The sequence below is a fragment of the Vibrio clamense genome (assembly GCF_050337905.1).
Classification (GTDB): Bacteria; Pseudomonadota; Gammaproteobacteria; order Enterobacterales; family Vibrionaceae; genus Vibrio; species Vibrio cortegadensis.
Genome location: NZ_JAKJTJ010000021.1, coordinates 224,502 through 250,917 on the forward strand (window position 1 = coordinate 224,502; position 26,416 = coordinate 250,917).

The window sequence follows — 26,416 nt, forward strand, 5'->3', positions numbered from 1 at the left end:
ATGAAGTTATTGAAAAACATGGATCTATTGGTTGTTGATGATAGCGATATTATCTGTAAATCTAGCCGTATCCTATTGACTAAAATTGGCTTTAATCGAGACAAAATTCGTTTGGTAGGTCAGGCGAATAGAGCCGTGCTAGAGTGCCGAGTCACGGCCTTCGACATTCTAATTGTTGACTATAATTTAGGTGAAGGAAGCACGGGCCTCCAGTTATTAGAAAGGCTTTATCACGAGAAACTGCTTGCACACGATCCGATCATTTTGATTGTCACTGCTGACAATTCAGCAACTGTAATTCGTAGCTTTTCTGAGTTTGAACCAAGTGGTTTTATCGTTAAACCACTGAGAGTAGATGTACTCACAGAATCATTGAAAGCCTGCATGGATGAAAAAGCATTCATCACACGAGTAGTTGATAGTTATCATCAAGCGGGTTTATCAGAGGCTCTACCGACGTTAAAAGAAGCGAAGAGTAAGAAAATATACAATTTAGCGTTAACCAAATTGTGTAGTGAAATTATATCGGTAGGTGAAGATGATATCGCATCACGATTATTGGTGAATTACATAAAAGCCAATAGTTATGTTCGCGCGCATATTATGTACGTTGACTTAATGCTGAAGGCGGGCAATATCGAAGAGGCGGAGAAAGTATTGCTGCCCCTACGTAAAGCTAATCGCTTCTCTGTTCCTGTGCTTGAATTAGAGTGTCGTTTTCAGTTTGAAAAGGGCATGTATGAACAAGCTGCGGAGAGTATGCTGCATTTACATAAAATGTCGCCGCAAAGGCTTCCTCGTTTGTATGCTCTGATTTTGCAGCATGTTGGATTTCTTGCTAACGAAAATATCTCGAAGTTAATTCAGGAGCTTGCCTTTAAATCTAGCCATTCAATTTGGGAAGAACCAAACCTGTACTTTTTGCTTAGTTGGATCCTTTTACAAGAAGCTGAGTTTAGTAACCGTTCTACCAGTGAAATCTGGGGTATGTTAACTCGGAACAAAAAGTTTACTAAGCCGGATAACTCCCTGCAAAGTCGTTTAGGGGTATGGTCTTTAGCAAACAGCGGCCAATATTCTGCTGCATATGAGTTACTGCAATCCTGCGAAGAAGTTGAAGAGTGTTTCGAGACTCTCTTTGTGGCATATCATACGCTGCATGTTCTAGGTATGTGGCAAGAAATGCAGAGTACTTTGCAAAAGTTAGTTGCGGTATCAGATCAAGAGCCTCAATCGCTTTTGCGAGATATCCAAAACAAAATGGCTAAAAAGTTGATTGCAGATTGGCGCAGTCAGAAAAGTACATTAGTCACATTCCCTAAATCATTCGATGGTTTACCAATTGAGTATTTATTCAAGCTATGGGGTGACTACCGGTTCAATATAAAAGTTGCAGAACAGATTGTTAGTCATGATGACTATAAACAGCAAGAAGGAATTGCAGGTAATAAATCGCTATTTAAAGAAGTTAATTTAACAATTGAGCAGAACAAAAAATTAATAGAAGAGTAAATTAATTTATTACTTTCTATATTTTTGCTCGTATATATGGATAACCATAAATGTCTAAACGTATTCTTGTCATTGAAGATCATAACTTTCAAAGAATGGCGCTTCTCGCCTTATTGAAACAGTTTGATCATGTCGAAGCTGAAGGTGTCGGAAGTGCGCAGGAAGCGTTAGATTTAATCGAAATACAGACTCCAGATATGGTGATCTGCGATTTAAATATGCCAGGTATTGATGGTATCACGCTATTAAGGTTACTTGCTGAAGCGGATTATGGTGGTGAAGTCATCATATCGAGTGCGGTAACGGAAGTCGTTTTAAAAGCAGCGGGTCGAATGTGTACGGCTTACAACATGAACCTATTAGGGGCGATCAGCAAGCCGATCAATAAAGTAAAGCTTGATGCCATATTAAATCAAAATTTAAAGCCTAAGCACTACTTCTCAAAACCGTTGCCTGACTTTAGCCGTGAAGACATACTTGAAGCATTAGATAAAGAGCAGTTCATCCCTTTCTATCAGCCTCTCATTAAATTCGAAACGGGTGAGTGGCTAGAGTCTGAGGCTTTGGTTCGTTGGGACCATCCTGAGCACGGTTTGTTATCTCCGATATTTTTTGTTGAAAAGATCATTAAATATGGGCTTTCAACAAAACTGACCCTGCTGTTATTAAAGTGCGCATTGCGTGACTTGCCAACCCTAGGAAACCGTCGTGTGGCGATCAATATCACCGCGCAAGACCTTATGGATGCGAGTTTTGTTGATACTGTATTGGCGTTACAGGTAGAGCACCCATCGTTGCCTCAGCGATTAAGGTTTGAATTGACCGAAACTGATATGATTGAGCATCTTGGTTATACGCTTTCTTCTGCTATCCGTTTATGCATGAAGGGATTTGAGCTCGCAATTGATGATTTTGGAACGGGTTACTCTTCAATGCAGCTTTTAGATGACATGCCTTTTACTGAATTAAAGATTGATTTAAGTTTCGTACAGAAGATGTTGGTGAGTCGCAGTGCTGAATCTATTGTTGCCGCTAGCCTATTTTTGGCAAAAAAACTGGGTATGGAAACCGTATCAGAAGGCATCGAAACCCGAGAAGTATGGATGCATTTACGTTCGATTACTGATGGCATGGGGCAGGGCTACTTTATGAGTCGACCTTTACCTCTTCATGAACTTGAGCAATGGCATCAAGATTGGCAGGTTCGTGTTAAAGATGAAGATCTATTGTCTGGTCCGTTTGCTTGTAAAATGGGTAAATGTTAGTGCAGTAATACTTTAAACGAATATGAAAAGAGCCGTGAATGATTCGCGGCTCTTTTTGTTTATACCGCTCTTATTTTGAGGCGAAACATTGGTCATCATTTAAGGCAGAATCAATGGCATGAATTAATGCCTCGATATGCTCTGGTTGGCTTATATAAGGTGGCATCATGTAGATGAGTTTACCAAATGGGCGGATCCAAACACCATGTTCCACAAATAGAGCTTGAATATTTTCCATGTTAACTGGGCGATGAGTTTCAACGACTCCGATAGCTCCAAGCCAACGAACATCTTTCACTAACTCATGTTTTGTTAGTGGCGGTAGCTGTTTTGAAAATTGCTCTTCAATCATCTTTGTCTGTTTTTGCCAGTTACCTTGCTCAATCAGATCCAGACTTGCAGAAGCCACTGAGCAAGCCAGCGGATTTCCCATAAAAGTAGGGCCGTGCATAAAACAACCTGCTTCGCCTCCGCATACCGTGTCTGCGACTTGTTTGCTCGCTAAAGTGGCTGATAGTGTCATATAGCCACCAGTCAATGCCTTACCTACACACATTATATCCGGTTGAATTCCAGAGTGTTCACTAGCAAACAGTTTACCTGTACGTCCGAACCCAGTCGCGATTTCATCTAAAATCAGCAGTACATTGTACTCATCACACAATAAGCGTACTTGTTTGAGAAACTCAGGATGATAAATATGCATCCCCCCCGCACCTTGAACAATGGGCTCTAAAATAACAGCGGCTATTTGCGAGTGGTGGTCGGTGATTTTCTGCTTAAAATCGTCAATATCAGTCTCATCCCACGGCTGCCAATATTCCGTTTTTGGCGAGTTTGCAAAAATATGTTCAGGTAAAAAACCTTTATAGAGGCTATGCATTGAGTTGTTAGGATCAGTCACTGACATCGCCGCGAAAGTATCCCCGTGATAGCCGTCTCTTAATGTCAGGAACTTTGGTCGCTGCTCCCCTTTAGCATGCCAGTACTGTAGGGCCATTTTTAAACTCACTTCTACAGCGACCGAACCGGAATCGGCAAGGAAAACATGTTCAAGATTATCAGGGGCAAGTTTAAGCAGTTTTTTGCAGGTATCGATTGCAGGTTGATGAGTGATACCACCAAACATGACATGAGATATTTTATCGATCTGCTGGTGGGCGGCTTGGTTAAGGTGAGGATGGTTGTAACCGTGAATGGCAGACCACCAAGAAGACATACCATCAATAAGTCGTTTACCGTTCTCAAGTTCAATGAATACGCCATCAGCATTTGTGACAGGATAGCAAGTGAGCGGGTTCAGTGTTGATGTATAAGGGTGCCAGATGTGTTGACGGTCAAATTCGAGATCCATAGCCATTCCATAATGCATTGTGTAAATATTAATCACTTGTAAACTTGTGTTTTTGTTGATCGTTGACAGTCTACTGTTTGTCGGTAGACTAGCCAAGTAGCAATGCACATATTATTAAAATATCAATAGTGGAATAAGGATCGGCACGTGGAAGTTCGTCATGACTGGACAGTAGAAGAAGTTCGAAAGCTTTTGGATAAGCCTTTTATGGATTTGTTGTTTGAAGCGCAAGTTATCCACCGTCAACATCAACAGCATAATCACGTTCAAGTGAGCACTCTATTATCTATTAAAACGGGCGCTTGTCCTGAAGATTGTAAGTACTGCCCACAAAGTGCTCACTATCGTACCGATGTCGATCGTGAAAGATTAATGGAAGTTGAACGCGTGTTAGATGCCGCTGAAAAAGCGAAGAAAGCAGGTTCAACACGCTTCTGCATGGGCGCGGCATGGAAAAATCCAAAAGAGCGTGATATGCCACACTTGATGGAAATGATCAAAGGTGTGAAAGGGATGGGTTTAGAGACCTGTATGACGCTAGGGATGCTGACCCCAGACCAAGCTGAAGAGTTGGCAACAGCTGGTTTGGATTACTACAATCACAACCTTGATACGTCACCTGAATTTTATGGCAGCATCATTACCACGCGTACTTACCAAGATCGCTTAGATACACTTTCCCACGTTCGTGATGCGGGAATGAAAATTTGTTCTGGCGGTATTATTGGTATGGGTGAAAGCACTAATGATCGCGCAGGACTACTGGTTGAGCTTGCTAACTTGCCAGTGCAGCCTGAGAGTGTGCCAATCAATATGCTGGTCAAAGTCAAAGGCACGCCAATGGAAAACGTTGATGACGTTGAACCATTTGATTTCATTAAGTTGATCGCAATTGCTCGAATCATGATGCCGAAATCAGCAGTACGTTTGTCTGCTGGCCGAGAAAACATGAATGAGCAGATGCAAACTCTGTGCTTCATGGCCGGTGCTAACTCAATATTTTACGGATGTAAGCTACTTACGACACCAAATCCAGATGAAGATAGTGATATGCAGCTATTTAAAAAGCTGGGTATTAATAGTGAGCAAGTAAGCCAAAAACCGGATGAAATTCAAGAGAACGACTTACTTGATCAAGTCGTTGAACGTGTCGCTTCACGTCCTTCGAAAGACGACATTTTTTATGATGCCAGCGTTTAGTTCACGCATTAAATTCGCCCTTGAGCAGAGACGTAATCAAGGGCTCACTCGCGTGTTGCAGCCAATGTCATCGGGTAATCAAACGCGCTTTGTGCATGATGGCAAGCCATTTATTAATTTCTCTAATAACGACTATTTAGGGCTCGCTGGCGATCCTGAATTGATTCGAGCTTGGAAGGAAGGGCTTGATCAATTTGGAGCCGGGAGTGGCGCATCACCGCTAGTCACGGGGTTTAGTTCCGCTCATCAGAACCTTGAATCCAAGCTTTGTGAATGGCTAGGTTTTGAAAGGGCCATTCTTTTCAATTCAGGGTTTAGTGCTAATCAAGCGTTGATATTCTCCTTACTTGATAAGCAAGATATCCTGATTCAGGACAAATTAAATCACGCATCGTTGATGGAAGCCGGGATGTTATCGGCTGCAAGCTTAAAGAGATTTAGACATAACGATACAAAACACCTTTCATCAATACTGGCGGCATCAGATAGTGCGCTTGTGGTGACAGAAGGCGTGTTTAGTATGGATGGCGATACCGCTCCTCTTAAACCAATTAAAACGTTGTGTGAACAAAATAACGCATGGTTAGCGGTCGACGATGCCCATGGTATCGGTATACATGGCGAGAATGGCGCAGGGAGCTGCTCACAAGTAGATGTTAAACCTGATTTATTAGTGGTGACCTTTGGAAAAGCGGTCGGGCTTTCAGGGGCAGCGATACTATGCAGTGCAGAAGTTGGTGATTACTTGACTCAGTTTGCAAGACATCACGTTTATTCAACAGCACTTCCTCCCGCTCAGGCTCATGCAATCAGTCATGCGATTTCCATGATTCAGTCTCAACAATGGCGAAGAGATAAGTTAAGTGACTTGCAAGAGTTGTATTCAGAGAGATTGGCTGGACTGGCAGGCTTTACCGAGACGATAACGCCTATTAAACCATTTATCTGTGGATCATCGGATCAAGCCGTAGGGATTGCGAACGGTTTAAAAGACAAAGGGTTATGGGTAACGGCTATTCGCCCTCCAACGGTTCCTAACGGGCTAGCGAGACTAAGAATTACCTTAACCGCTAAGCATACCAACAGTGATATTTTGGCTTTAGCCGAAGCGATCACCGCAGCCGTAGAGATCCATAATCAATGAAATGTGAAGTGTTAATGGATTCACCAGTGATCAATAAAAAACCAATACAAGATAAAACGGCGATCGCTCAAGCTTTTGGTAAAGCCGCTGAATCTTATGATAAGCATGCAGAATTTCAACGAGATGTCGGTCAGCGATTACTTGATAAATTGCCACAGGACCTAACTGGTCTGGCAGTTTTAGACTTAGGTTGTGGAACGGGATATTTCTCTTATGAATTAGCCAAACGAGGCGCAAAGGTGACGTGTGCTGACTTGTCACAGGCGATGCTCCAACAAGCAGAAATAAGGTGTGGATCGATGGTTTCCGACTATCGACATGCGGATGCTGAATGTCTACCGTTTGATGACGACTCTTTCGATGTCGTCTTTTCCAGCTTAGCGCTTCAGTGGTGTGATGACTTATCAGTACCACTGCGCGAAATTAAGCGTGTCACTAAATCTAGTGGTCACTGCGTATTTTCAACACTAATTAAGGGATCGTTATTTGAACTAAGCCAAGCGTGGTCAAAAATTGATACATATCAACACGTGAATGAGTTTATTTGTATCAATCAGGTAAAAATTGCGTTAGCGCAATCTTACTGCTTGAAGCATCAATTAGACTTGCCCTCCATCACAGTTTGGTACGATACCGCTTTTGAATTAATGCGTGATCTTAAGGGGATTGGTGCGAACCACGTAAGCGGACGCTCACATGGTTTGACCAGTCGCAAAGTATTACAGCAAGTTGAACATGAATACCGAGAGTTTCAAAACCAACAAGGTCTTTTACCAGCAACATATCAAGTTTGTTTAGGGGTTATTAATCTATGATTGATGCATTTTTTATTGCAGGTACGGATACCGAAGTAGGTAAAACAGTCGGTTCAAAGGCTATTTTACAGGCACTAGCTGCCAAAGGTTTATCGACGGTTGGCTACAAGCCAGTTGCTGCCGGAAGTAAAAAAACTGAACAAGGGCTGCGTAACTCAGACGCGCTGCATTTACAGCAAGCGGCGACCAATGACGTAGCATATGAAGATGTAAATCCATACGCTTTATTGCTGCCGTGCTCTCCACATATTGCTGCTAAGCATGAAGATGTGACCATTGAATATCCTTTGTTAAGTGAGAAACTTGCTCAACATAAAGAGATTTCAGACATTGTACTGGTTGAAGGTGCTGGTGGCTGGAGAGTTCCTATTTCGGATACTGAATGCTTGTCGACTTGGGTAAAACAAGAGAAATTGCCAGTTGTTCTTGTTGTGGGTATCAAGCTAGGCTGCTTGAGCCATGCCATGCTAACGGCTGAAACTATCATTGCTGATGGTTTAAATCTTGTGGGTTGGGTGGCTAACCGTATTAATCCAGGTACTGAGCATTACGCAGATATTATCGGCATGTTGGAAGATAAGATTGATGCACCTAAACTTGGTGAAATTCCTTATGTACCAAATGTTAAGTCGAGAGATATTGGCAAATACATTAATGTCGATCCCATTCTAGCTTTAGCGTAAGTCTCGCTTTGGCATAAATCTTAGACAAATAAAAAGGGCTACGTGATTCGTAGCCCTTTTTTTGTCGTTAAATTCCGTCTTAAATCGATGATAACGGTTACTTGTCGTTAGTTAGCCCCATAAGAGCTTGTTGCATTTCACTGATCTGTTGCTGGGTGTGCGTATCAGTTTTTATGCCAAGTTGCTGTTTTGCTTCATCTTCGGATATACCTAAGTGGCAGCAGAGTAGGTCAATTGCCATCTCAAAATTAGTGCCTTCAACCATGATCTTATCCTTTCCTTGCGCTTGGGGTATGTTTCGTATATCACTAATAGACTGAATCTAACCCTATTGTTACCACATCTCAATAAGACCAAAGTCTAAGGAGTTTAGTGAACAGAGAAACGTCAGTAATTAAATGTTTCAATTTACTACTTAACCTTGTTTTCCAAATCTAAGACTATATGTATATATTCATCGTGTGTGAGAGCTATACTCCACGTATAACATAAAAATAAGAAGTTTCCTTCGGAGAAAAGTAATGAAACGAGTAATGTTGTTCTTAGCAACCAACCTAGCGGTTGTGATGGTGCTGAGTGTTGTTCTGAATATTGTTTATGCTGTCACTGGGATGCAACCAGGTAGTCTTTCTGGTCTGCTACTAATGGCGGCAGTGTTTGGCTTTGGTGGTTCTTTTATCTCTTTGCTGATGTCAAAGAAAATGGCACTGCGTTCAGTGGGCGGTTCTGTTATTGAAAGTCCTCGCAATGAAACGGAACATTGGCTGATGGAAACCGTGAGCCGTCAAGCGCAGCAAGTGGGTATTGGGATGCCAACCGTGGCGATTTATGACTCTCCAGACATTAATGCCTTTGCAACAGGTGCGAAGCGTGATGATTCATTAGTCGCGGTTTCAACAGGTTTGCTGCATAGCATGACTCGTGATGAGGCAGAAGCGGTATTAGCGCATGAAGTGAGCCATATTGCTAATGGGGATATGGTGACGATGACACTGATGCAAGGTGTGGTTAATACCTTTGTTATCTTCTTATCCCGCTTTATTGCCAACATTGTCGCATCTAATGATAGCGAAGAGGGCGAAGGCGGAAGCAACATGATGGTATATTTTGGTGTTTCAATGGTACTAGAATTGGTCTTCGGCTTCTTAGCAAGCTTCATTACAATGTGGTACAGCCGTCATCGTGAGTTTCATGCCGATGCAGGTGCTGCGCAATTAGTGGGCAAGCAGAAAATGATCGCCGCATTAGAACGATTGAAGGTAAGCCATGAGCCACAACTTGAAGGGTCAATGATGGCATTTGGTATCAATGGTAAGCGTTCAATGACGGAGTTGCTGATGAGTCACCCTCCACTTGATAAGCGAATTGAATCATTACGTAATATGTAAAACATAACGTGATCTAAATAAATTAAATACAAAGGCTTGGTTACTGACCAAGCCTTTTTTGTGCCTATTAGATGTGAATAAGGAAAATACTTGTACAATTATTTTTTTGTACAATCTAAATTCTTGTACTAACTTATACATAATGATTTTTTGTATAAGAGTGGTGTGGCGATGAATATTGAAGTCGTGAGTGATATTTATCAGAAGTTAAGCCGAGACAACTTACATCTGCTGGATGGTATTTACCATGAAGATGTCATTTTTGAAGATGCAGCACATCGGCTGGAAGGTTGGAATGAATTGTTAGGTTACTTTGAATCGCTCTATCAAAATGTCCATCGATGCGACTTTGATATCCATACTCAGCAGCAAGTGGGAGATTCTGGGTTTCTAACTTGGTCAATGTCGTTGCAACACCCTAAGCTACAAGGTGGCCAAACCGTTACCGTCAATGGAGCCAGTCACTTAAAATTTCAGAATGATAAAGTGATTTATCACCGCGATTATTTTGACCTCGGAGAGATGATCTACGAAAACATTCCTCTGCTGGGAAGCGTTATTCGTTCAATCAAACAGAGGTTGGGCCAATGAAAAGTCATAACCTTAGCGTTTTTATTACAGGGGCAACCTCTGGGATTGGTGAGCAACTCGCTTTAGATTATGCCTCGCAAGGATGGCACGTTTATGCATGTGGGCGTAATCAAGAAAAGCTCAATAGCCTTGTCACATCAGGGCACAACATTACGCCATTGTGTTTTGATATTACCGATTTAGATCAGACCAAACAGAGGCTAGGGACGTTAGATATAACAACCTCTCTTTGGATAATGAATGCAGGTGATTGCGAATATATAGATAAAGGCATTATAGATGCTCAACTTATGGCAAGAGTGATGAGCGTGAATGTTATCGGACTGGCGAACTGCATCGAATCAATCCAAGGGTATTTTAAGCCTAATGATCGATTGGTGATTGTGGGGTCAATAGCCAGTGAAGTCGCTCTACCTAGGGCGGAAGTCTATGGCGCATCAAAAGCCGCAGTGAGCTATTTTGCTCGAAGCTTATCACTTAGTTTGAGTCCAAAAGGTGTTGACGTTTTGACGGTGTATCCCGGCTTTGTTCAAACACCTTTGACGGCTAAAAATGATTTTCCTATGCCAATGTTAATCTCTGTCGAACAAGCCTCGAAAGCGATTCGCAATGGGGTAGAAAGAGGATGTAAAACGATCTATTTCCCTAAGCGATTTACTTATTTTCTACGAATGATTTCACTTCTGCCTTACCACTGGCAAACCATTTTAGTTTCTAAATTAATAAAAGATTAAAGGAGTTAATGATGAAAATTGCCATTATAGGGTGTGGGATCTCAGGGTTAACCTGTGGCTACCATCTTCACAAGCATCACGATATAACCTTGTTTGAAGCGAATGATTACATTGGTGGACACACTGCAACCGTGGATGTGACGGTTGGGGGAAAGTCATACGCGATCGATACGGGGTTTATTGTCTACAACGATCGAACCTATCCGCATTTTATTAAGATGATGGATGACATTGGGGTGAAAGGAAGCCCGACTCAAATGAGCTTTAGCGTTCGAAATGACGCGAATGGTTTGGAGTATAACGGGCACACTTTAACATCGTTATTTGCTCAAAAACGAAATTGGTTTAATCCGAAATTTTACGGTTTTATTGGTGAGATACTCAGATTTAATAAGCTAGCGAAACTCAGCGTTGATGATTTATCTTGTGATAGTCAAACGTTAGACATGTTTTTGAAAAAAAATGGTTTTAGTGACTATTTCTGCACTAACTACATCCTTCCAATGGGAGCGGCAATCTGGTCATCGACCTTAGCTGACATGCGCTCATTCCCACTTCGTTTTTTCTTGCAGTTCTTTCTTAATCACGGGTTACTTGATGTGGTAAACCGACCACAGTGGTATGTGATAGAAGGAGGCTCTAGAGCATATATCGAGCCTTTAACCAGAGGGTTCTCAGCCAATATTCGACTTAATAGCCCTGTCACTTCGGTTCGTCGAGATGCCGTTGGAGTCACCTTGGAAGTGAACGGTAAGCATGAATTTTATGATCAGGTGATCTTTGCTTGTCACAGCGATCAAGCAATGAAAATGATTGCCGATCCGACACCGCTAGAGTTGGACATTTTAGGGAAGATGGAATATCAAGCGAACGAGGTGACCTTGCATACCGATATTAACCTGCTTCCCAAAAGAAAAGCAGCCTGGGCATCTTGGAATTACGTACTTGATGAATCCGATCAAGAGCAGTGTCGATTACCTTCGCTGACGTATAACATGAATATCCTTCAACACATATCTGCCCCTGAAACATTTTGTGTGTCATTAAACAGCAGTGACAATATTAAAGAAGAACGAATTCTACGACGTTTTACCTATCACCACCCCGTGTTCACCACTAACACGATTGAAGCGCAACGCCGCCGACATGAAATCAATGGGCAATATCATACTTGGTTTTGTGGTGCATATTGGCATAACGGTTTTCATGAAGATGGAGTGAGGAGTGCTGTTGATGTGGTAAACGAACTATTTGATCAATGTAGTCAGGACAGTAGCTCTCATCAGCAGGGAGTGGCTTAACATGAGTGGTCAATATTCAAGCCAGTTGATGGTAGGGCATGTTCAACACCGTCGATTTTCACCGGTATTGCATTCTCTTCGTTACCCGCTTTTTATGCCATGCATTGATATTGATGAGTTGCCAGTATTGGAAAAAAACATCTGGGGATTCGGATCGCGTTGGTGGCACTGGGCGCAATTTCGTCGGAGTGATTATCTTGGATCGGGTTGTTTAAAAAAAGCGGTCCAAATGAAAGTGTCTGAGTTAACCGGAGTGACATTATCGGGAAAAGTGCTAGCAATCTGTCATTTGAGATATTTAGGGATCTATTTCAGTCCTGTGAATTTTTACTATTTATTTGATGAAGATAACCATTGGCAGTACATGCTGGCGGAGGTGAGTAACACGCCATGGAATGAGCGGCATTACTACGCCATTCCTGCCGAACCCGGTGACAATGAACTGCACTGGCAACATCAAAAATCATTTCATGTGTCTCCGTTTAATCCGATGGATCAAAAATACGTTTGGAAGTTAAAGCCTGTAGACAAGCGTTTGATGATCCACCTGGAGTGTCATCGCGAGAGAAAAGAGTTCGAGGCGACACTCGCTATGAAACCGCAGTCTTTTAGCTCCTCCAACCTTATACGTCTATTAATCCGCACCCCAGTGATGGCGATAAAAGTGGTACTCGGTATCTATTGGCATGCGCTCAAATTGTGGCTAAAGGGCGCGCCGTTTTATGGACACTCAGTTATACGCAAGAAGGCAACAACGCAAGAAAACAACATAGACGCGCTAGATAACACATTAGTAAGTAAAGGAAAAAGTAAAGATAAGGAGAAATCATCATGTTAGATGCTTCATCACTGAATATTCACAAAACTCAATCTTACCTGCAAAGAGTGACAAGGGATGGTTTACTTAAATGCCTGCAACATCTTGAAGTGGGCAGCTTAACCCTTATCGAATCTTATACAAGTAGTCGTGAATCAGTAAGTCATACTTTTGGCTTACCAAGAAAAGGCGAACCAAACGCGACGATTGAAATCAATCATCCAGACTTTTATGTTCGTCTAATGAAAGGAGGCAGTATTGCCGCAGGTGAAGCGTACATCGATGGTTGGTGGGAGAGTCCAAATTTAACGGATTTAATGCAGTTGATGGCACTTAATATGAGCGCTCTCGACAGTATTGAATCAAAAAGTAGTTGGGTGAGCTCTGTAGTGCATAAGCTGAGTCATTGGTTTAACCGTAACAGCGTTGCACAATCACAAAAAAATATTCACGCGCATTATGATTTAGGGAATGCACTTTATGAAACATTCCTCGATGAAAAAATGCTCTACTCCTCTGCATTATATAGCGGCTCAAACAATACTTTAGAAGCGGCTCAAATTAATAAAATGGAAAGGCTATGCCAGCAGCTGCAATTACAAGCAAGTGATCATGTTATAGAAATTGGCACAGGATGGGGGGCGATGGCCATTTATATGGCAGAAAAATATGGGTGCAGAGTGACAACCACAACGATATCTGAAGAGCAGTTTCACTATGCTCAAGATAAAATACGAAGTGCAGGCTTAGAAGATCAGATTACGCTTTTAAAGCAGGATTATCGGGTGCTTGAAGGTGAGTTTGATAAGTTAGTCTCAATTGAAATGATTGAAGCCGTAGGGAAATCGTATTTACCATCATACATAAAAAAATGTCAGTCACTTCTAAAGCCAAATGGATTGATGGCGATCCAAGCGATTACCATTGCCGACCAAAGGTACCAGTCTTATAGCAATAGCGTTGATTTTATTCAGAAATATATATTTCCGGGCGGATTTCTACCATCCATCACTTGCCTGTCCAGTGCGACGACTAAGTACAGTGATTTAATCATTAGAGATTTATTTGATATTGGATTGGACTACGCCAAAACATTAAAAGATTGGCAGATTCGATTTAATCTTGCAGAGCCTAGATTACGAGAGCTTGGCTACGATGAACCATTTATTCGGATGTGGCGATATTATTTATGCTATTGCGAAGGTGGGTTTTTAGCGAGAAGTATCAGTACTATTCATCTCACACTTCAAAGACCACAAGTATGAGAATTTTTTTAATTTCGACCTGGTTTCAAGTGCTCTGGTTTATGGCTGTTCTGGGGCAAGGAGATTGGATCAGTTGGTTAGTGGTCAGCGTGGTCATCACTTTTGTATTATCGTGTAGATATCAAGGCTTGCCTATTTGGTCTTGTTTCAGTATTGCGATACTTGGCGTTATTTTCGACAGCGTTAATTCACTCATTGGTGTATTGGTGTTTGATGATCAATATATCCCTGTGTGGCTAGTTTTGCTCTGGGCTGGATACGCATGGTATGCCTTCCAGCTCTATCCATTAATTCGAGACTATTTGCGAGGTGGCATTATTTTTGTTGGAGCTATCGCGGGTGGCTTAAGTTATTACGCAGGAGAACAACTCGGGGCGGTGATGTTTGGGTTTGATCCATTCAGCAGTGTATTAGTATTGATGATTGAATGGGCCATTGTTATATGGGTGACGTTGAAGGTTTATGATCATGGTAATCAAAAAATTAAATATCAACTGTAGCGAGCATGTGGCTTCGAATAATCCAACAAGAAAAGGGTTATCGCTATTCCTGTTTTTTAGTGCCTTGCTTTTTTGTGAAAAAACATTATCAAGCAGCGGAACGTCAAGTATATCGATAGTCGAAAAGCCTGTAACTCACACTACCTTAACAAACTGGGAGTCGTGGAAAAAAATAGGAGAGGCTCAGCTCTCTTGGCTATTTTTCGATGTCTATAAATCGACCTTATACAGTCCAACAGGACGATACATTCAAGCGAGGGATATCACTCCTCATCCCATCGCGTTAGATATCAAATACCAAAGAACTATATCCAAGAAGCAGTTATTAGATGCAACGGAGGAGCAATGGAATGAGCTGAAATACCCTCAAGACAAACAAATAGAGTGGCTAGAGATATTAGGGACAATATTTCCGAATCTTAAAGAGGGCGATCGGTTGGTGTACGTCACCGATGGCGAATTAGGAAAAATGTACTTTATCGAAGCGATGTCTGAATCCGATGTTACTCGTCAAAAAGAGGTTGATCGTGAAACAGAGGCTATTAGTAAGAAAAATGCTATTGGTGACAAAAAAATTATTGGCGACAAAAAGGTCATTGGTGAAATAGCAGATGAAGAGCTCAATGATGCTTTTCTTGCCATTTGGTTATCCCCAAAAAGTTCATATCCAGATTTACGTTCACAGCTTATAGGAGCAAGCCAATGATGATTAAATGGAAGGTTTTAAAGCTTTCACTGCTTATTTTCTGTGTTTCAGGCCTCGGTGGTTGTTCATCCGAAATAAGTGATTACCAAGCAAGTACCCCAAAATTTGAGTTGTTTGAATACTTTTCTGGGAACACTCAGGCTTGGGGGATGGTTCAAGACTATAAAGGCGTTCAGACTCGTCGATTTACGGTTTCCTTATTCGGAGAAGTAGAAGACAGAACACTGACATTGACTGAAGACTTTGTATTTGATGATGGAGAAGTTTCACAACGAATATGGGTAATCACGCGTTTGGATGATGGAACATATCAAGGAGAAGCGGATGATATTATCGGCTATGCGATTGGTCAGGAGAGTGGTAACGCACTTTGGTGGCAGTATGACTTCGAACTAAAAATGGAGGACTCAACGGTGACCGTCTTCTTTGATGATTGGTTGTATCGACAGGACGAAAAACGAGTATTTAATGTCACTAGCATTAAGAAGTTTGGCATTGAAGTAGGGAAGGTCACTCTCTTTTTTGAAAAAATCTAATACCAAACATAGAAAAGGCTCCACTTAAGGAACCTTTTTTATACATTGAGTACATTCAATTAAGCCAGGCCTAAAGGAACCTATGCCCAATCGAACTTATGCCTCATATTCATTACAGCTTATCAGTTAACTCAATCGCTTGGCCGATGTAGTTCGCTGGAGTCATTTCTTTTAGACGAACTTTTTCATCTTCAGGGATTTCTAAACCATCGATGAATGTACGCATACCTTCGCCGTCTACACGTTTACCACGAGTCAGTTCTTTTAGTTTTTCGTATGGTTTCTCGATACCGTAACGACGCATGACTGTTTGTACTGGTTCTGCAAGAACTTCCCAGTTTTTGTCTAGTTCAGCTTCAAGCGCTGCTTGGTTGATTTCAAGCTTGCTGATGCCTTTTAGAGTCGAGGTGTATGCGATGATTGCATAACCACAACCAACACCTAAGTTACGAAGAACTGTAGAGTCAGTAAGGTCACGCTGCCAGCGAGAGACAGGAAGCTTTTGAGCTAGGTGGCTGAAGATTGCGTTCGCAAGGCCTAAGTTACCTTCTGAGTTTTCAAAATCGATTGGGTTAACTTTATGCGGCATTGTTGAAGAGCCGATTTCGCCAGCAATCGTTTTTTGTTTGAAGTGACCAAGAGCAATGTAGCCCCAAACATCACGATCAAAATCAAGAAGGATTGTGTTGAATCGTGCAATCGCGTCAAATAGTTCAGCAATGTAATCGTGAGGTTCAATTTGCGTTGTGTATGGATTCCAATTAACGCCTAGAGATTCAGTGATGAATTCTTCGCTAAATGCATGCCAGTCTACATCTGGGTAAGCAGAAAGGTGAGCGTTGTAGTTACCCACTGCGCCGTTAATTTTCGCTAGGATCTCAACGTTTTCGATCTGTTTGAATTGACGCTCCATACGATACGCCACGTTAGCCATCTCTTTACCCATAGTTGATGGAGAAGCAGGCTGTCCGTGCGTACGTGAAAGAAGAGGAACATCGCGGTATTCGTTAGCTAAAGCTTTAATCGCATCGATAACGTTACGGATCTCAGGAAGAATAACCGTATCACGCGCTTCTTTTAGCATTAGGGCGTGTGACGTGTTGTTGATGTCTTCAGAAGTACAAGCAAAGTGGATGAATTCATTGATAGCGTGCAGTTCTGGAACGTCTGCTACTTTTTCTTTTAGGAAATATTCAACGGCTTTAACATCATGGTTCGTTGTGCGTTCAATCTCTTTGATACGCATAGCGTCTTCTTCACTGAAGTTTGCTGCGATGTTATCTAAGAATTGATTCGCTTCAGCACTTAATGTAGCCACTTCCGCAATCGATTGCGTCGCGGCTAATTTTTGTAACCAACGAACTTCAACAACAGTACGGTACTTCAGCAAGCCGTACTCACTAAAGATGCTGCGTAAAGAAATTGTTTTACTTCCGTAGCGACCGTCTACAGGTGAAACAGCAGTTAATGCTGACAATTCCATGTGAATCTCCTAGATATGTAAATAAAAGTTGGGGTGTATAAAAAAGTAGCTCGCCAATCCAGGCGAGCTTTGCTTACATTCGAGCTAATAAAATTTGTGCTTGTTCTACCATTTTCTTACGAGAAAAAACCAAATGGAGGCGACGACCACCCACTTGACGCCAAAGAACAGCGCTGCGAATACCGGATAAAAGCAGTGCACGGACTTTATGTTGATTGGACGTTTGCTGTAATACTGATGGTGTGCCATTTACTTGAATTCGAGGCCCGATAGGACTCACAACGTCTAAGTAAATGCTCGCAATATTGCTGATCATCTGTTCATCAAGCAGATCATAGTGCTCTAGTTGACGTTCCACCATTTGGATACGATCGCCAAGTTGTGACATGGTGTCATTACGAGCACTTAATTTACGTTCAAGAGCCATCAAACTGATAATGTAGCGTGTAATTTCACTCCCTGTTGGAGTGCTATCAATACCTTGAACTAAGCACTCTAGGCCCAGCTTCAAGTCTGACTCGCGGCCAAAAACACCGATGGTATTGATTGGATTCGTACTTACAATCGCATTCATAGACGCTTCAAAAGCATCATTATCACAAGAACCGTTCTTTGCTACTTGTTGAACTAGAGCAACAGCTTGGCAGATACCAGCAAAAGCAATAGTACGGTCATAAATGGTGTTAGCCACGTTGCGACTCCTAAACTTAGAATGAATTAAATGCGTTTCTCGATGATTCCGCCACCAAGACAAATTTCGTCTTTATAGAACACTGCGGATTGGCCCGGAGTGACGGCAATTTGAGGCTCATCAAATATCACTTTGATGTTCTCATCATCGACAGGGATTATTGTACAAGCAATATCTGTCTGGCGGTAACGTGTTTTCACAGTACATTTCATGATTTCACGGATTGGAGTGCGATCGACCCAATGTAATTGTGACGCTAACAAACCTTCAGATTTAAGTAGTGGATGATCTTTGCCTTGTACCGCAATAAGTACATTACGTTTAAGATCTTTCTCACCCACAAACCAAGGTTCTTCGTTACCACCGCCACCTTTCGTGCCGCCAATATGAAGACCTTTACGCTGACCCAAAGTATGATACATCAAACCTTGGTGTTGACCGATGACTTTACCATCTGGGCTTTCGATATTGCCAGGTTGCGCAGGCAAGTATTTACCTAAAAACTCAGTGAATTTACGCTCACCGATGAAACAGATACCTGTTGAGTCTTTTTTCTTCGCCGTGATGAGATCTTGCTCTTCAGCAATTCGGCGTACTTCTGGTTTTTCGAGTTCGCCAACAGGGAATAAGCTGCGAGAAACTTGATCTGAACTTAAGGTATAGAGGAAGTAGCTTTGGTCTTTGTTTGAGTCCAAACCACGAAGCATTTCTGGCTTAGCACCATTCTCGATCTCTTCTGCGGTTGGGAAAGTTCGGCGAACGTAATGACCCATTGCGATAAAATCTGCATCGAGAACTTCGTCTGCAAATTCTAAGAAAGCCTTAAATTTAATTTCTTTGTTACAAAGAATGTCTGGGTTTGGAGTGCGACCCGCTTTGTACTCTTCAAGGAAGTACTCAAATACGTTGTCCCAGTACTCTGCAGCAAAGTTAATAGTGTGCAGATGGATGCCCAGTTTGTCACATACTGCTTGTGCATCGGCTAAATCTTCCGCTGCGGTGCAATATTCTTCGTTGTCGTCTTCTTCCCAGTTCTTCATGAACAGGCCTTCAACTTGGTAACCTTGTTGCTGAAGCAGGTAGGCAGAAACCGATGAATCAACGCCGCCGGACATTCCGACAATGACTTTCTTTTGGCTGTTATCTGACATTATATAAAACCACTAAATTGACTTGGGTGCAGATTCTAACAGAAAGAATTTGTGGGGGACAGATCCGAGACGTTAATCACAATTTATTCGATTAAGCGTTACGCAATTCAACCAAATTGAAGCTGAAAATCAGATTTTATTCCCAGTCATGATGAGGATGTGGCATAGTCCGCCTATTAATGATGATGAGAGCTGAAAAAATGACAGAACAAAGTGAATTTATCGATGAAGCAACACTGATCGAAACCATTGAAAATCAATTAGAAGAAGGTAACCCAAAGAAAGTAACTGAAACTCTAATGCGTCTTATGATGACAGGTTCGGCGCGTGAAGATGCCATTCAGGCGATGGCGTGCGCTTTGGCTATAGAGATTTTTGATGTCATGAAAAATGATGCTGAGTTTAATTTAAAGCGTTATTCAGAGCACTTGGATATGCTACCAGATCTTAGCTTTATGGAAGGTGAATAATAATTACCTTTAGCAATCGTTTGCTATAATCTCCATTATTGCCGCGCCTATTTGGTCGCGGTAGAATTCCGGATCTCAACCCTCTCCTTTACTTAGACGAATTGTATGAAATTTCCTGGCCAACGAAAATCAAAGCATTACTTTCCAGTCCACGCTCGCGATCCACTAGTGAGTCAAGCGCATGAAAGTAAAAAAATGTCACGTACCCATATTATTGGTATTGATCAAACATTGGTTGATATTGAGGCGAAAGTAAACTCAGAACTTATCGAAAAATATGGTTTGAGTAAGGGACATTCATTAGTTATTGATGACACTTCTGCAGAAGCGTTATATCAAGAGTTGAAGGAAAACCAACTTATTACTAATGAATATGCTGGTGGCACGATTGGCAATACGTTACACAATTATTCTGTACTTGCGGATGACCGTTCTACTTTATTAGGTGTGATGAGTCAGGACATTAAAATCGGAAGCTACGGTTACCGCTATTTATGTAATACCTCTAGCCGTATGGATTTGAATCACCTACAGGGCGTCGATGGGGCAATTGGTCGTTGTTTCGCACTAATTACAGAAGATGGTGAACGTACTTTTGCTATTAGTGAAGGTCAGATGAATCAACTTCATCCAGATAATATTCCTGAGCGTATTTTTGAAAATGCATCAGCGTTGGTATTAACCGCTTATTTAGTTCGTTGTAAAGCGGGTGATCCTATGCCAGATGCGACAATGCGAGCCATTGAGTATGCGAAGCAATATGATGTGCCAGTGGTATTAACACTAGGTACTAAATTCGTTATTCAGGATGATCCAGAATTTTGGCAAGATTTCTTACAACAGCACGTTACTGTTGTTGCAATGAATGAAGATGAAGCAGAAGCATTAACAGGTGAAAGCGATCCATTAGCAGCCTCTGATAAAGCATTAGATTGGGTTGACTTAGTTTTATGCACTTCTGGTCCTGTCGGCTTATTTATGGCGGGTTATACAGAAGAAGAAGCAAAACGTGAAACCTCGCTGCCACTATTGCCTGGTTCTGTGCCTGAATTTAACCGTTTTGAATTTAGTCGTCCTGCATTTAAAGGTTTGTGTGAAAATCCACTTAAAGTGTACTCACATATTGCACCATATATGGGTGGGCCTGAAAAAATTAAAAATACGAATGGTGCGGGTGATGCTGCGTTATCTGCGTTGTTGCATGATATGGCGGCAAATAAATATCACAAAGAGAATGTGCCAAATTCAAGTAAGCACCAGCATTCATTTTTGACATATTCATCTTTCTCTCAAGTATGTAAATATTCAAACCGTGCGAGCTATGAAGTATTGGTTCAGCATTCACCAAGACTTTCTCGTGGCTTGCCTGAAAGAGAAGATAGTTTAGAAGAAGCGTACTGGGAACGTTAATTTCTATTATCGTAGATAAATAAAAAGGCTTCCAATTGGAAGCCTTTTTTTTGAATATATTAATTCAATTAAATAGCGAAATCTTCTAAAGATTTACCAGCATCTAATTGATCTTGGATTGCTGAAGGTGTGCGACCTTGACCAGTCCAAGTTTTTTCGTCACCGTTACCATCTACATATTTATATTTAGCAGGGCGTGGTGCACGTTTTTTCTTAGTTGTAGATTTAGTTTCACCAGAAAGAGCGGCAATTAAATCTTCAACATCAATACCGTCTTTTGCAATCATCTGTGCATATTCAGCTAATTTAGCTTCACGCTCTTCGCGTGCTTCACGCTCTTCCGCTTCAGACTCTTGACGCTCTTGAACCACAATTGTAAGTTTTTCTAGTGCTTCTTCTAATTGCTCAAGTGTTAGTTCACGTGAAAATGCACGAAGACTACGAATATTAAGTAGTGTTTTAGTTAGTTCCAACATGACTTTTCCTGTTCGATTAAATAAGGGGGTTTAAACAATAATAAACATCATCAGCTAATAAGACAATATTAATTATTATTTAAATTGTTTATATGATTAAAATTTAGGAATTATTAGAAAAATAGATAGTTTGAACAATAGACTAATTTCATATTGACGTTAAATAAAGTAATTGATATTTGATTTATAAATGCAATAAAGAAAATACATTTGGCAGCATAGGTCAAAAAGATGTGACTTTTGACACATAGTGCTGTGCAACTGCATACTTATTTGTATTGAATATGGTATGTCACATATGTTTTTAACCATGGAATGATGTGTTGCAATGGTGCTATAGATAAGTACAATGAGTTTTACCTGATGCAGGTATGCAGTTTTTTTGTTGCTTTTTTATTCACGCAATAGTCAAATTGTATTCTTGCCGTAGAGGTGCAATTACAATCAGTATCTGTTATTGGGGTGATGCCAATGAATAACAGTGAAAGGTGTAGTTGCCGAAGTAAGTCTGTAAATTAAAACGGCTTGCTGGGGTTGTCATCAAATAGGGACAACACTGCCATAGTCTTATTTTTTAAACTATGGAGCGCTACTGTAGGGTTGGGTTAGGCAATTGCTGTCCTTCCGTTAAGTTACATATAAGTCCGATTTAATAGTGAATCGTCACTTATCTGCAGTAGATCTCTAACCAAAATAACTGGTTTTTGAAGATCATGAATTTAATCGATTTTGCAACATCTCCTCTCTCTCTCTTGCCCGCAATCGTGGCATTGAGTCTTGCTATTATTACTCGTCGAGTTTTAGTCTCTTTAGGTGTCGGTATCGCCATGGGCGCTATTTTGCTTGCTGATTATTCAGTAGGTAGCGTAGTCAGTTACGTCGGAACGAAAGTGTCTGGTGTATTTATTGAAGATGGTGGCATCAACTCTTGGAACATGAGTATTGTTGGTTTCTTACTACTATTAGGCATGATGACAGCTCTGCTTACGCTTTCTGGTGGTACTCGTGCGTTCGCTGAATGGGCACAATCAAGAGTTAAAAGTAAACGTGGTTCAAAACTGCTTGCTGCATTTCTTGGCGTGTTTATTTTTGTCGATGACTACTTTAACAGTTTAGCTGTAGGTGCGATTTCTCGCCCAGTGACGGATCGTTTTTACGTTTCTCGCGCAAAACTGGCGTACATCCTTGACTCTACAGCAGCACCGATGTGTGTGATTATGCCTGCTTCTAGCTGGGGCGCATATATCATGACAATCATTGGTGGCATCCTAGTGACTCATGGTGTGACTGAGTATTCTGCATTGGGCGCATATGTCCGTCTTATTCCAATGAACTTTTATGCGGTATTTGCTCTGTTGATGGTATTCGCTGTTGCTTGGTTTGGACTTGATGTGGGCAAAATGCGAGAGCATGAGATTAACGCTTCTCAAGGTCGCGGTTTTGATGAAGATAATGATAGCCAAGATGCGCATGATCTTAATGAAGAGTTGGATATAAAAGAGAGCAGCAACGGTTCTGTATTGGATCTAGTGCTACCTATTCTGGCTCTTATTGCAGCCACTGTGGCGGCAATGCTTTATACCGGTAGCCAAGCACTGGCTGCGGACGGAATTGCATTTAACGTCTTAGGTGCTTTTGAAAATACCGATGTAGGTAAAGCACTTATCTATGGCGGCAGTGTTGGTCTAGTGTTGGCTATAGTGACGGTTGTGCGTCAAAAACTGCCAGCGATTGAAATCGTGCGCACTATGTGGATTGGCGCTCGTTCAATGTTCGGAGCCATTCTGATTCTTGTTTTTGCATGGACAATCGGTTCTGTCATCGGTGATATGAAAACGGGTACTTACTTATCATCGCTTGCACAAGGCAATATCGGTACGCATTGGCTACCTGTAATTCTGTTCTTGCTTGCGGGTGTAATGGCATTCTCAACAGGTACATCGTGGGGAACATTCGGCATCATGTTACCGATTGCAGGTGATATGGCCGCCGCAACGGATATTGCATTAATGCTACCAATGCTCGGTGCTGTACTGGCTGGTTCAGTATTTGGTGACCACTGCTCTCCAATTTCCGATACAACGATATTGTCATCTACTGGTGCTCGTTGTAATCATATCGATCACGTTGCGACTCAATTGCCTTATGCAGTTTCTGTTGCGCTAGTCTCTTGTGTTGGCTTCATCGTGCTAGGTTTTACATCATCTGTTGCGCTTTCTTTTGTTGCAGCATCGGTGGCTTTTGTGGCCGTTTGTTGTTTATTAGCCGCGTTATCAAAATCAAAAATGGCGAATGCTCAGAAAGCTTAATTCATTGATTATCTGTGATAAAAAAGGAAGATTCGTCTTCCTTTTTTTGTGCGCGTAACAAATAAATGGTTAGCCAGTTAAATTTTTTTAAATTAGTTGTTGAAAATCATCACTAGCTTAGTTAGTGTGAATGACAAGACAGTAAGCCAACAAGAGTAAATAACTATGCGCAAATTCGTAATGAACATTCATCACCATCATCACCCAGTTTAGTCTTTCGGGAGATACGCGCATACCCGGGAGGCAGGAAAACTCCCGGAGGTTAAGTCAAAGTATTTAGATTTAAACCCTCGGGAGAGAAACTTCCGAGGGTTTTTTTATGCTTACAGAATTCATTATTTTTATAACGACTTAATAAATATTCAATAATTTGCACAGGGATAAAGCAATGCAATCACAACGACTAAGAATCGCAATTCAAAAAAAAGGCCGCTTAAGTAAAGAGTGCCAAGACCTACTTAAAAAGTGCGGTGTTAAATTCAGCATAATGGGTGAACGTTTAGTTGTTCACTCCGAAAATATGCCAATTGATCTATTACTCGTTCGCGATGACGATATTCCAGGTCTTATCATGGACGGTGTGGTAGATCTTGGTTTCATCGGTGAGAATGAATTAGAAGAGGTTCGCCTAGACCGTAAAGCACTGAATGAACCAAGTGAATTTATCGCATTACGCCGATTAGACTTTGGCGGTTGTCGACTGTCTATCGCGATTAATAAAGATGAAGAATATAACGGTCCGCAAGATTTAGCCGGCAAACGAATTGCGACAACATACCCTCAATTGCTAAAGAGTTACATGGATGAACAGGGCGTTGATTTCAGCACATGTATGCTAACAGGTTCCGTTGAAGTCGCTCCTCGTGCTGGGTTAGCGGATGCGATTGCAGATTTAGTTTCGACAGGTGCAACCTTGGAAGCGAACGGCTTAAAAGAGGCGGAAGTCATTTTCCAATCTAAAGCGACCCTTATTCAAAGAACCGGTGAGTTTGATGCTGACAAAGTGGCGCTGATCGAAAAACTGCTGACTCGCATGCAAGGTGTACAGCAAGCAAAAGAGTCAAAATACATCATGCTGCACGCCCCTACCGATAAGCTTGAGCAGATCAAATCACTGTTACCGGGCGCTGAAGATCCTACCGTACTCCCTCTATCATCTGATACGGATAAAGTGGCTGTACACCTAGTGAGTACAGAGAATTTATTCTGGGAAACGATGGAGCAGCTTAAAGAGCTCGGTGCGAGTTCAATTCTAGTGCTTCCTATTGAAAAAATGATGGGGTGATTGAGATGAGAACGGTTGTTTGGCAATCATTAAGTGAATCGCAGCAAGATGCGATTCTAGAACGCCCAGCTATTACTGAAGGCGCGAATATTACCTCCGCTGTCGCTGATGTTATTCGTCAAGTTCGTTCAGGCGGCGATAAAGCATTAATCGAGTTAACTGAAAAATTTGATCGTGTTGTCCCTGAGTCAATCCGCGTCTCAAACCAAGAGATAGAAGAGGCCTCTGCGCGACTGAGTGATTCGATGAAAGAAGCATTGAATCAAGCGTACGACAATATTGCAAAGTTTCATAAAGCCCAAAAGCCTCAACCTTTACGTGTGGAGACTCAACCCGGCGTCGTGTGTGAGCAAGTCACTCGCCCGATCAATACCGTTGGTCTATATATCCCAGGAGGAAGTGCGCCGCTCCCTTCAACCGTATTGATGCTTGGCGTTCCATCGCAAATTGCAGGTTGTCGAAAAGTCGTACTCTGTTCTCCACCTCCTATTGCAGATGAAATATTATACGTCGCGAAGTTATGTAACATAGATGAAGTGTATAACGTCGGTGGTGGTCAGGCCGTTGCGGCAATGGCTTATGGAACTGAATCCGTGGCTAAAGTAGATAAAATATTTGGTCCGGGGAACGCTTATGTCACAGAAGCCAAGCGTCAGGTGAGCAATGACTTCCGAGGCGCGGGGATAGATATGCCTGCGGGTCCTTCTGAAGTGTTGGTCATTGCCGATGAAAACGCTGACCCAGACTTTATAGCGGCTGATCTATTGAGCCAAGCAGAGCACGGGCCAGATTCACAAGTTGTATTAGTTACGCCTTCACCCATGATTGCCGACCAGGTGACGGATGCAGTGCAAGCGCAACTACAGCAACTCTCTCGTGCAGATATTGCTCAAAAAGCACTGTCATCAAGTTTGGTTATTATTGCTGAATCATTAACCCAAAGTATTTCGATTTCAAATTACTATGGTCCTGAGCACTTAATTGTTCAAACTAAAAACCCTCGTGAATTGCTTCCTTTGTTAGACAATGCGGGTTCAATTTTCTTAGGTGATTGGTCTCCTGAGTCGGCTGGTGATTACGCATCGGGTACCAACCACGTGTTGCCGACATATGGTTATACGAAAACATACTCTAGCCTTGGACTAGCGGATTTTTCTAAACGAATGACTGTGCAAGAATTGACGGCTGATGGGTTGAAAAACTTAGCACCAACCGTTGAAATCATGGCAGACGCCGAAGGGCTAGATGCACACAAACGCGCGGTGACCATTCGTGTTGAAAAGCTTGCAAAGATAGAGATAAGTGACCAAGCAGAGAAGGGAGTTTAGCT

Annotated in this window: 26 protein-coding genes, 1 riboswitch and 1 other annotated feature; of the genes, 20 read left to right on the forward strand and 6 right to left on the reverse strand. The window is 41.8% G+C overall.

All coding sequences use genetic code 11. The features are described 5' to 3' along the window. Positions 1-1,512 (forward strand): response regulator, encoded by a 1,512-nt coding sequence (locus tag L4C39_RS08695; protein ID WP_136993897.1) that lies wholly within the window; start codon positions 1-3, stop codon positions 1,510-1,512. 50 nt (positions 1,513-1,562) lie between these two features. Beyond that, positions 1,563-2,777, forward strand: coding sequence for an EAL domain-containing response regulator (locus L4C39_RS08700; RefSeq protein WP_113795939.1), 1,215 nt, complete (start codon positions 1,563-1,565; stop codon positions 2,775-2,777). 70 nt (positions 2,778-2,847) lie between these two features. Here the strand turns inward: L4C39_RS08700 and bioA are convergent, their stop codons facing one another. Then, the gene (bioA, locus tag L4C39_RS08705) at positions 2,848-4,131 is read right to left on the reverse strand and encodes an adenosylmethionine--8-amino-7-oxononanoate transaminase (protein ID WP_371711031.1); all 1,284 of its coding nucleotides are present in this window, start codon (positions 4,129-4,131) and stop codon (positions 2,848-2,850) included. 147 nt (positions 4,132-4,278) lie between these two features. Here bioA and bioB point away from each other — a divergent pair, with 147 nt between their 5' ends. From bioB to bioD, 4 genes are read left to right on the forward strand one after another with little or no spacing between them, the layout of a single operon-like run. Then, on the forward strand, positions 4,279-5,331 hold the full coding sequence (bioB, locus tag L4C39_RS08710) for a biotin synthase BioB (protein WP_017053883.1): 1,053 nt from the start codon (positions 4,279-4,281) through the stop codon (positions 5,329-5,331). After that, positions 5,318-6,475 carry an 8-amino-7-oxononanoate synthase gene (gene bioF, locus L4C39_RS08715; protein ID WP_371711111.1) on the forward strand — a complete coding sequence of 386 codons (1,158 nt, stop codon included), beginning with the start codon at positions 5,318-5,320 and terminating at the stop codon, positions 6,473-6,475. The genes bioB and bioF overlap by 14 nt, the downstream gene beginning before the upstream one ends. Before the next feature lie 14 nt (positions 6,476-6,489). Beyond that, positions 6,490-7,290 (forward strand): malonyl-ACP O-methyltransferase BioC, encoded by an 801-nt coding sequence (gene bioC / locus L4C39_RS08720; protein ID WP_371711030.1) that lies wholly within the window; start codon positions 6,490-6,492, stop codon positions 7,288-7,290. Then, positions 7,287-7,973: a dethiobiotin synthase gene (gene bioD / locus L4C39_RS08725; protein WP_113795942.1), complete on the forward strand. Its 687-nt coding sequence runs from the start codon at positions 7,287-7,289 to the stop codon at positions 7,971-7,973. The genes bioC and bioD overlap by 4 nt, the downstream gene beginning before the upstream one ends. A gap of 97 nt (positions 7,974-8,070) precedes the next feature. Here the strand turns inward: bioD and L4C39_RS08730 are convergent, their stop codons facing one another. Continuing rightward, the gene (locus L4C39_RS08730; RefSeq protein ID WP_017053879.1) at positions 8,071-8,238 is read right to left on the reverse strand and encodes a hypothetical protein; all 168 of its coding nucleotides are present in this window, start codon (positions 8,236-8,238) and stop codon (positions 8,071-8,073) included. A gap of 256 nt (positions 8,239-8,494) precedes the next feature. On the opposite strand from L4C39_RS08730, the gene htpX reads away from it, so the two are divergent. The 9 genes from htpX (at position 8,495) to L4C39_RS08775 (ending at position 15,811) form a co-directional block, all read left to right on the forward strand. Next, positions 8,495-9,361 carry a protease HtpX gene (gene htpX / locus L4C39_RS08735; RefSeq protein ID WP_017053878.1) on the forward strand — a complete coding sequence of 289 codons (867 nt, stop codon included), beginning with the start codon at positions 8,495-8,497 and terminating at the stop codon, positions 9,359-9,361. Between the two features lie 171 nt (positions 9,362-9,532). Continuing rightward, a complete protein-coding gene (locus tag L4C39_RS08740; protein ID WP_429745415.1) occupies positions 9,533-9,952 on the forward strand; it encodes a nuclear transport factor 2 family protein in 420 nt (139 codons plus the stop codon). After that, positions 9,949-10,686 carry an SDR family NAD(P)-dependent oxidoreductase gene (locus L4C39_RS08745; protein WP_429745417.1) on the forward strand — a complete coding sequence of 246 codons (738 nt, stop codon included), beginning with the start codon at positions 9,949-9,951 and terminating at the stop codon, positions 10,684-10,686. The genes L4C39_RS08740 and L4C39_RS08745 overlap by 4 nt, the downstream gene beginning before the upstream one ends. Before the next feature lie 11 nt (positions 10,687-10,697). Beyond that, positions 10,698-11,987: an NAD(P)/FAD-dependent oxidoreductase gene (locus L4C39_RS08750; protein WP_113795945.1), complete on the forward strand. Its 1,290-nt coding sequence runs from the start codon at positions 10,698-10,700 to the stop codon at positions 11,985-11,987. Between the two features lies 1 nt (position 11,988). Continuing rightward, a complete protein-coding gene (locus tag L4C39_RS08755; protein WP_429745419.1) occupies positions 11,989-12,825 on the forward strand; it encodes a DUF1365 domain-containing protein in 837 nt (278 codons plus the stop codon). Continuing rightward, positions 12,819-14,069, forward strand: coding sequence for a class I SAM-dependent methyltransferase (locus tag L4C39_RS08760; protein WP_429745421.1), 1,251 nt, complete (start codon positions 12,819-12,821; stop codon positions 14,067-14,069). The genes L4C39_RS08755 and L4C39_RS08760 overlap by 7 nt, the downstream gene beginning before the upstream one ends. Further along, positions 14,066-14,569, forward strand: coding sequence for a DUF2878 domain-containing protein (locus tag L4C39_RS08765; RefSeq protein WP_171756074.1), 504 nt, complete (start codon positions 14,066-14,068; stop codon positions 14,567-14,569). The genes L4C39_RS08760 and L4C39_RS08765 overlap by 4 nt, the downstream gene beginning before the upstream one ends. After that, positions 14,538-15,275, forward strand: coding sequence for a chalcone isomerase family protein (locus tag L4C39_RS08770; RefSeq protein WP_429745423.1), 738 nt, complete (start codon positions 14,538-14,540; stop codon positions 15,273-15,275). The genes L4C39_RS08765 and L4C39_RS08770 overlap by 32 nt, the downstream gene beginning before the upstream one ends. Beyond that, complete coding sequence (locus tag L4C39_RS08775) at positions 15,272-15,811, forward strand: DUF3833 domain-containing protein (RefSeq protein ID WP_371711025.1); 540 nt, start codon at positions 15,272-15,274, stop codon at positions 15,809-15,811. The genes L4C39_RS08770 and L4C39_RS08775 overlap by 4 nt, the downstream gene beginning before the upstream one ends. Positions 15,812-15,923: 112 nt before the next feature. On the opposite strand, the gene purB is transcribed toward L4C39_RS08775, so the two are convergent. The 3 genes from purB to mnmA all read right to left on the reverse strand — a co-directional run bounded on the left by purB (position 15,924) and on the right by mnmA (position 19,136). After that, positions 15,924-17,294 carry an adenylosuccinate lyase gene (gene purB, locus L4C39_RS08780; protein WP_171756073.1) on the reverse strand — a complete coding sequence of 457 codons (1,371 nt, stop codon included), beginning with the start codon at positions 17,292-17,294 and terminating at the stop codon, positions 15,924-15,926. Positions 17,295-17,367: 73 nt separating this feature from the next. Next, complete coding sequence (gene hflD, locus L4C39_RS08785) at positions 17,368-17,985, reverse strand: high frequency lysogenization protein HflD (protein ID WP_017052225.1); 618 nt, start codon at positions 17,983-17,985, stop codon at positions 17,368-17,370. 26 nt (positions 17,986-18,011) lie between these two features. Next, positions 18,012-19,136, reverse strand: a complete 1,125-nt coding sequence (gene mnmA, locus L4C39_RS08790) for a tRNA 2-thiouridine(34) synthase MnmA (RefSeq protein WP_429745426.1) — start codon at positions 19,134-19,136, stop codon at positions 18,012-18,014. A 200-nt stretch (positions 19,137-19,336) separates the two neighbouring features. On the opposite strand from mnmA, the gene L4C39_RS08795 reads away from it, so the two are divergent. Then, a complete protein-coding gene (locus L4C39_RS08795) occupies positions 19,337-19,606 on the forward strand; it encodes a hypothetical protein (RefSeq protein WP_171756071.1) in 270 nt (89 codons plus the stop codon). A gap of 105 nt (positions 19,607-19,711) precedes the next feature. Next, the gene (locus L4C39_RS08800; protein ID WP_136993885.1) at positions 19,712-21,016 is read left to right on the forward strand and encodes an inosine/guanosine kinase; all 1,305 of its coding nucleotides are present in this window, start codon (positions 19,712-19,714) and stop codon (positions 21,014-21,016) included. Positions 21,017-21,084: 68 nt separating this feature from the next. On the opposite strand, the gene L4C39_RS08805 is transcribed toward L4C39_RS08800, so the two are convergent. Beyond that, positions 21,085-21,492, reverse strand: a complete 408-nt coding sequence (locus tag L4C39_RS08805; protein WP_017052221.1) for an H-NS family histone-like protein — start codon at positions 21,490-21,492, stop codon at positions 21,085-21,087. Between the two features lie 419 nt (positions 21,493-21,911). Next, positions 21,912-22,092: riboswitch (Lysine riboswitch) on the forward strand. 113 nt (positions 22,093-22,205) lie between these two features. On the opposite strand from L4C39_RS08805, the gene L4C39_RS08810 reads away from it, so the two are divergent. From L4C39_RS08810 to hisD, 3 genes are all read left to right on the forward strand, one after another. Next, entirely contained in the window at positions 22,206-23,801 is a 1,596-nt protein-coding gene (locus tag L4C39_RS08810; protein WP_429745429.1) for a Na+/H+ antiporter NhaC family protein, read from the forward strand. Between the two features lie 188 nt (positions 23,802-23,989). Beyond that, positions 23,990-24,122, forward strand: a sequence feature (His leader region). A 67-nt stretch (positions 24,123-24,189) separates the two neighbouring features. Then, positions 24,190-25,086 carry an ATP phosphoribosyltransferase gene (gene hisG / locus L4C39_RS08815; protein WP_371711023.1) on the forward strand — a complete coding sequence of 299 codons (897 nt, stop codon included), beginning with the start codon at positions 24,190-24,192 and terminating at the stop codon, positions 25,084-25,086. Positions 25,087-25,091: 5 nt separating this feature from the next. Further along, positions 25,092-26,414, forward strand: a complete 1,323-nt coding sequence (gene hisD, locus L4C39_RS08820; protein WP_429745432.1) for a histidinol dehydrogenase — start codon at positions 25,092-25,094, stop codon at positions 26,412-26,414. Positions 26,415-26,416: the final 2 nt, after the last annotated feature.

Excerpts from the sequence above, each read along its gene's own strand:
- L4C39_RS08700 (WP_113795939.1), top strand. The coding sequence starts at position 1,563 with ATGTCTAAACGTATTCTTGTCATTGAAGATCATAACTTTCAAAGAATG.
- L4C39_RS08800 (WP_136993885.1), top strand. The coding sequence starts at position 19,712 with ATGAAATTTCCTGGCCAACGAAAATCAAAGCATTACTTTCCAGTCCAC.
- bioF (WP_371711111.1), top strand. The coding sequence starts at position 5,318 with ATGCCAGCGTTTAGTTCACGCATTAAATTCGCCCTTGAGCAGAGACGT.
- purB (WP_171756073.1), bottom strand. The coding sequence starts at position 17,294 with ATGGAATTGTCAGCATTAACTGCTGTTTCACCTGTAGACGGTCGCTAC.
- bioC (WP_371711030.1), top strand. The coding sequence starts at position 6,490 with ATGGATTCACCAGTGATCAATAAAAAACCAATACAAGATAAAACGGCG.
- L4C39_RS08810 (WP_429745429.1), top strand. The coding sequence starts at position 22,206 with ATGAATTTAATCGATTTTGCAACATCTCCTCTCTCTCTCTTGCCCGCA.
- L4C39_RS08740 (WP_429745415.1), top strand. The coding sequence starts at position 9,533 with ATGAATATTGAAGTCGTGAGTGATATTTATCAGAAGTTAAGCCGAGAC.
- bioD (WP_113795942.1), top strand. The coding sequence starts at position 7,287 with ATGATTGATGCATTTTTTATTGCAGGTACGGATACCGAAGTAGGTAAA.
- bioA (WP_371711031.1), bottom strand. The coding sequence starts at position 4,131 with ATGGATCTCGAATTTGACCGTCAACACATCTGGCACCCTTATACATCA.
- htpX (WP_017053878.1), top strand. The coding sequence starts at position 8,495 with ATGAAACGAGTAATGTTGTTCTTAGCAACCAACCTAGCGGTTGTGATG.
- mnmA (WP_429745426.1), bottom strand. The coding sequence starts at position 19,136 with ATGTCAGATAACAGCCAAAAGAAAGTCATTGTCGGAATGTCCGGCGGC.
- L4C39_RS08775 (WP_371711025.1), top strand. The coding sequence starts at position 15,272 with ATGATGATTAAATGGAAGGTTTTAAAGCTTTCACTGCTTATTTTCTGT.
- L4C39_RS08770 (WP_429745423.1), top strand. The coding sequence starts at position 14,538 with ATGGTAATCAAAAAATTAAATATCAACTGTAGCGAGCATGTGGCTTCG.
- hisG (WP_371711023.1), top strand. The coding sequence starts at position 24,190 with ATGCAATCACAACGACTAAGAATCGCAATTCAAAAAAAAGGCCGCTTA.
- L4C39_RS08730 (WP_017053879.1), bottom strand. The coding sequence starts at position 8,238 with ATGGTTGAAGGCACTAATTTTGAGATGGCAATTGACCTACTCTGCTGC.
- L4C39_RS08795 (WP_171756071.1), top strand. The coding sequence starts at position 19,337 with ATGACAGAACAAAGTGAATTTATCGATGAAGCAACACTGATCGAAACC.
- L4C39_RS08750 (WP_113795945.1), top strand. The coding sequence starts at position 10,698 with ATGAAAATTGCCATTATAGGGTGTGGGATCTCAGGGTTAACCTGTGGC.
- L4C39_RS08755 (WP_429745419.1), top strand. The coding sequence starts at position 11,989 with ATGAGTGGTCAATATTCAAGCCAGTTGATGGTAGGGCATGTTCAACAC.
- hisD (WP_429745432.1), top strand. The coding sequence starts at position 25,092 with ATGAGAACGGTTGTTTGGCAATCATTAAGTGAATCGCAGCAAGATGCG.
- L4C39_RS08765 (WP_171756074.1), top strand. The coding sequence starts at position 14,066 with ATGAGAATTTTTTTAATTTCGACCTGGTTTCAAGTGCTCTGGTTTATG.
- L4C39_RS08695 (WP_136993897.1), top strand. The coding sequence starts at position 1 with ATGAAGTTATTGAAAAACATGGATCTATTGGTTGTTGATGATAGCGAT.
- L4C39_RS08745 (WP_429745417.1), top strand. The coding sequence starts at position 9,949 with ATGAAAAGTCATAACCTTAGCGTTTTTATTACAGGGGCAACCTCTGGG.
- L4C39_RS08760 (WP_429745421.1), top strand. The coding sequence starts at position 12,819 with ATGTTAGATGCTTCATCACTGAATATTCACAAAACTCAATCTTACCTG.
- L4C39_RS08805 (WP_017052221.1), bottom strand. The coding sequence starts at position 21,492 with ATGTTGGAACTAACTAAAACACTACTTAATATTCGTAGTCTTCGTGCA.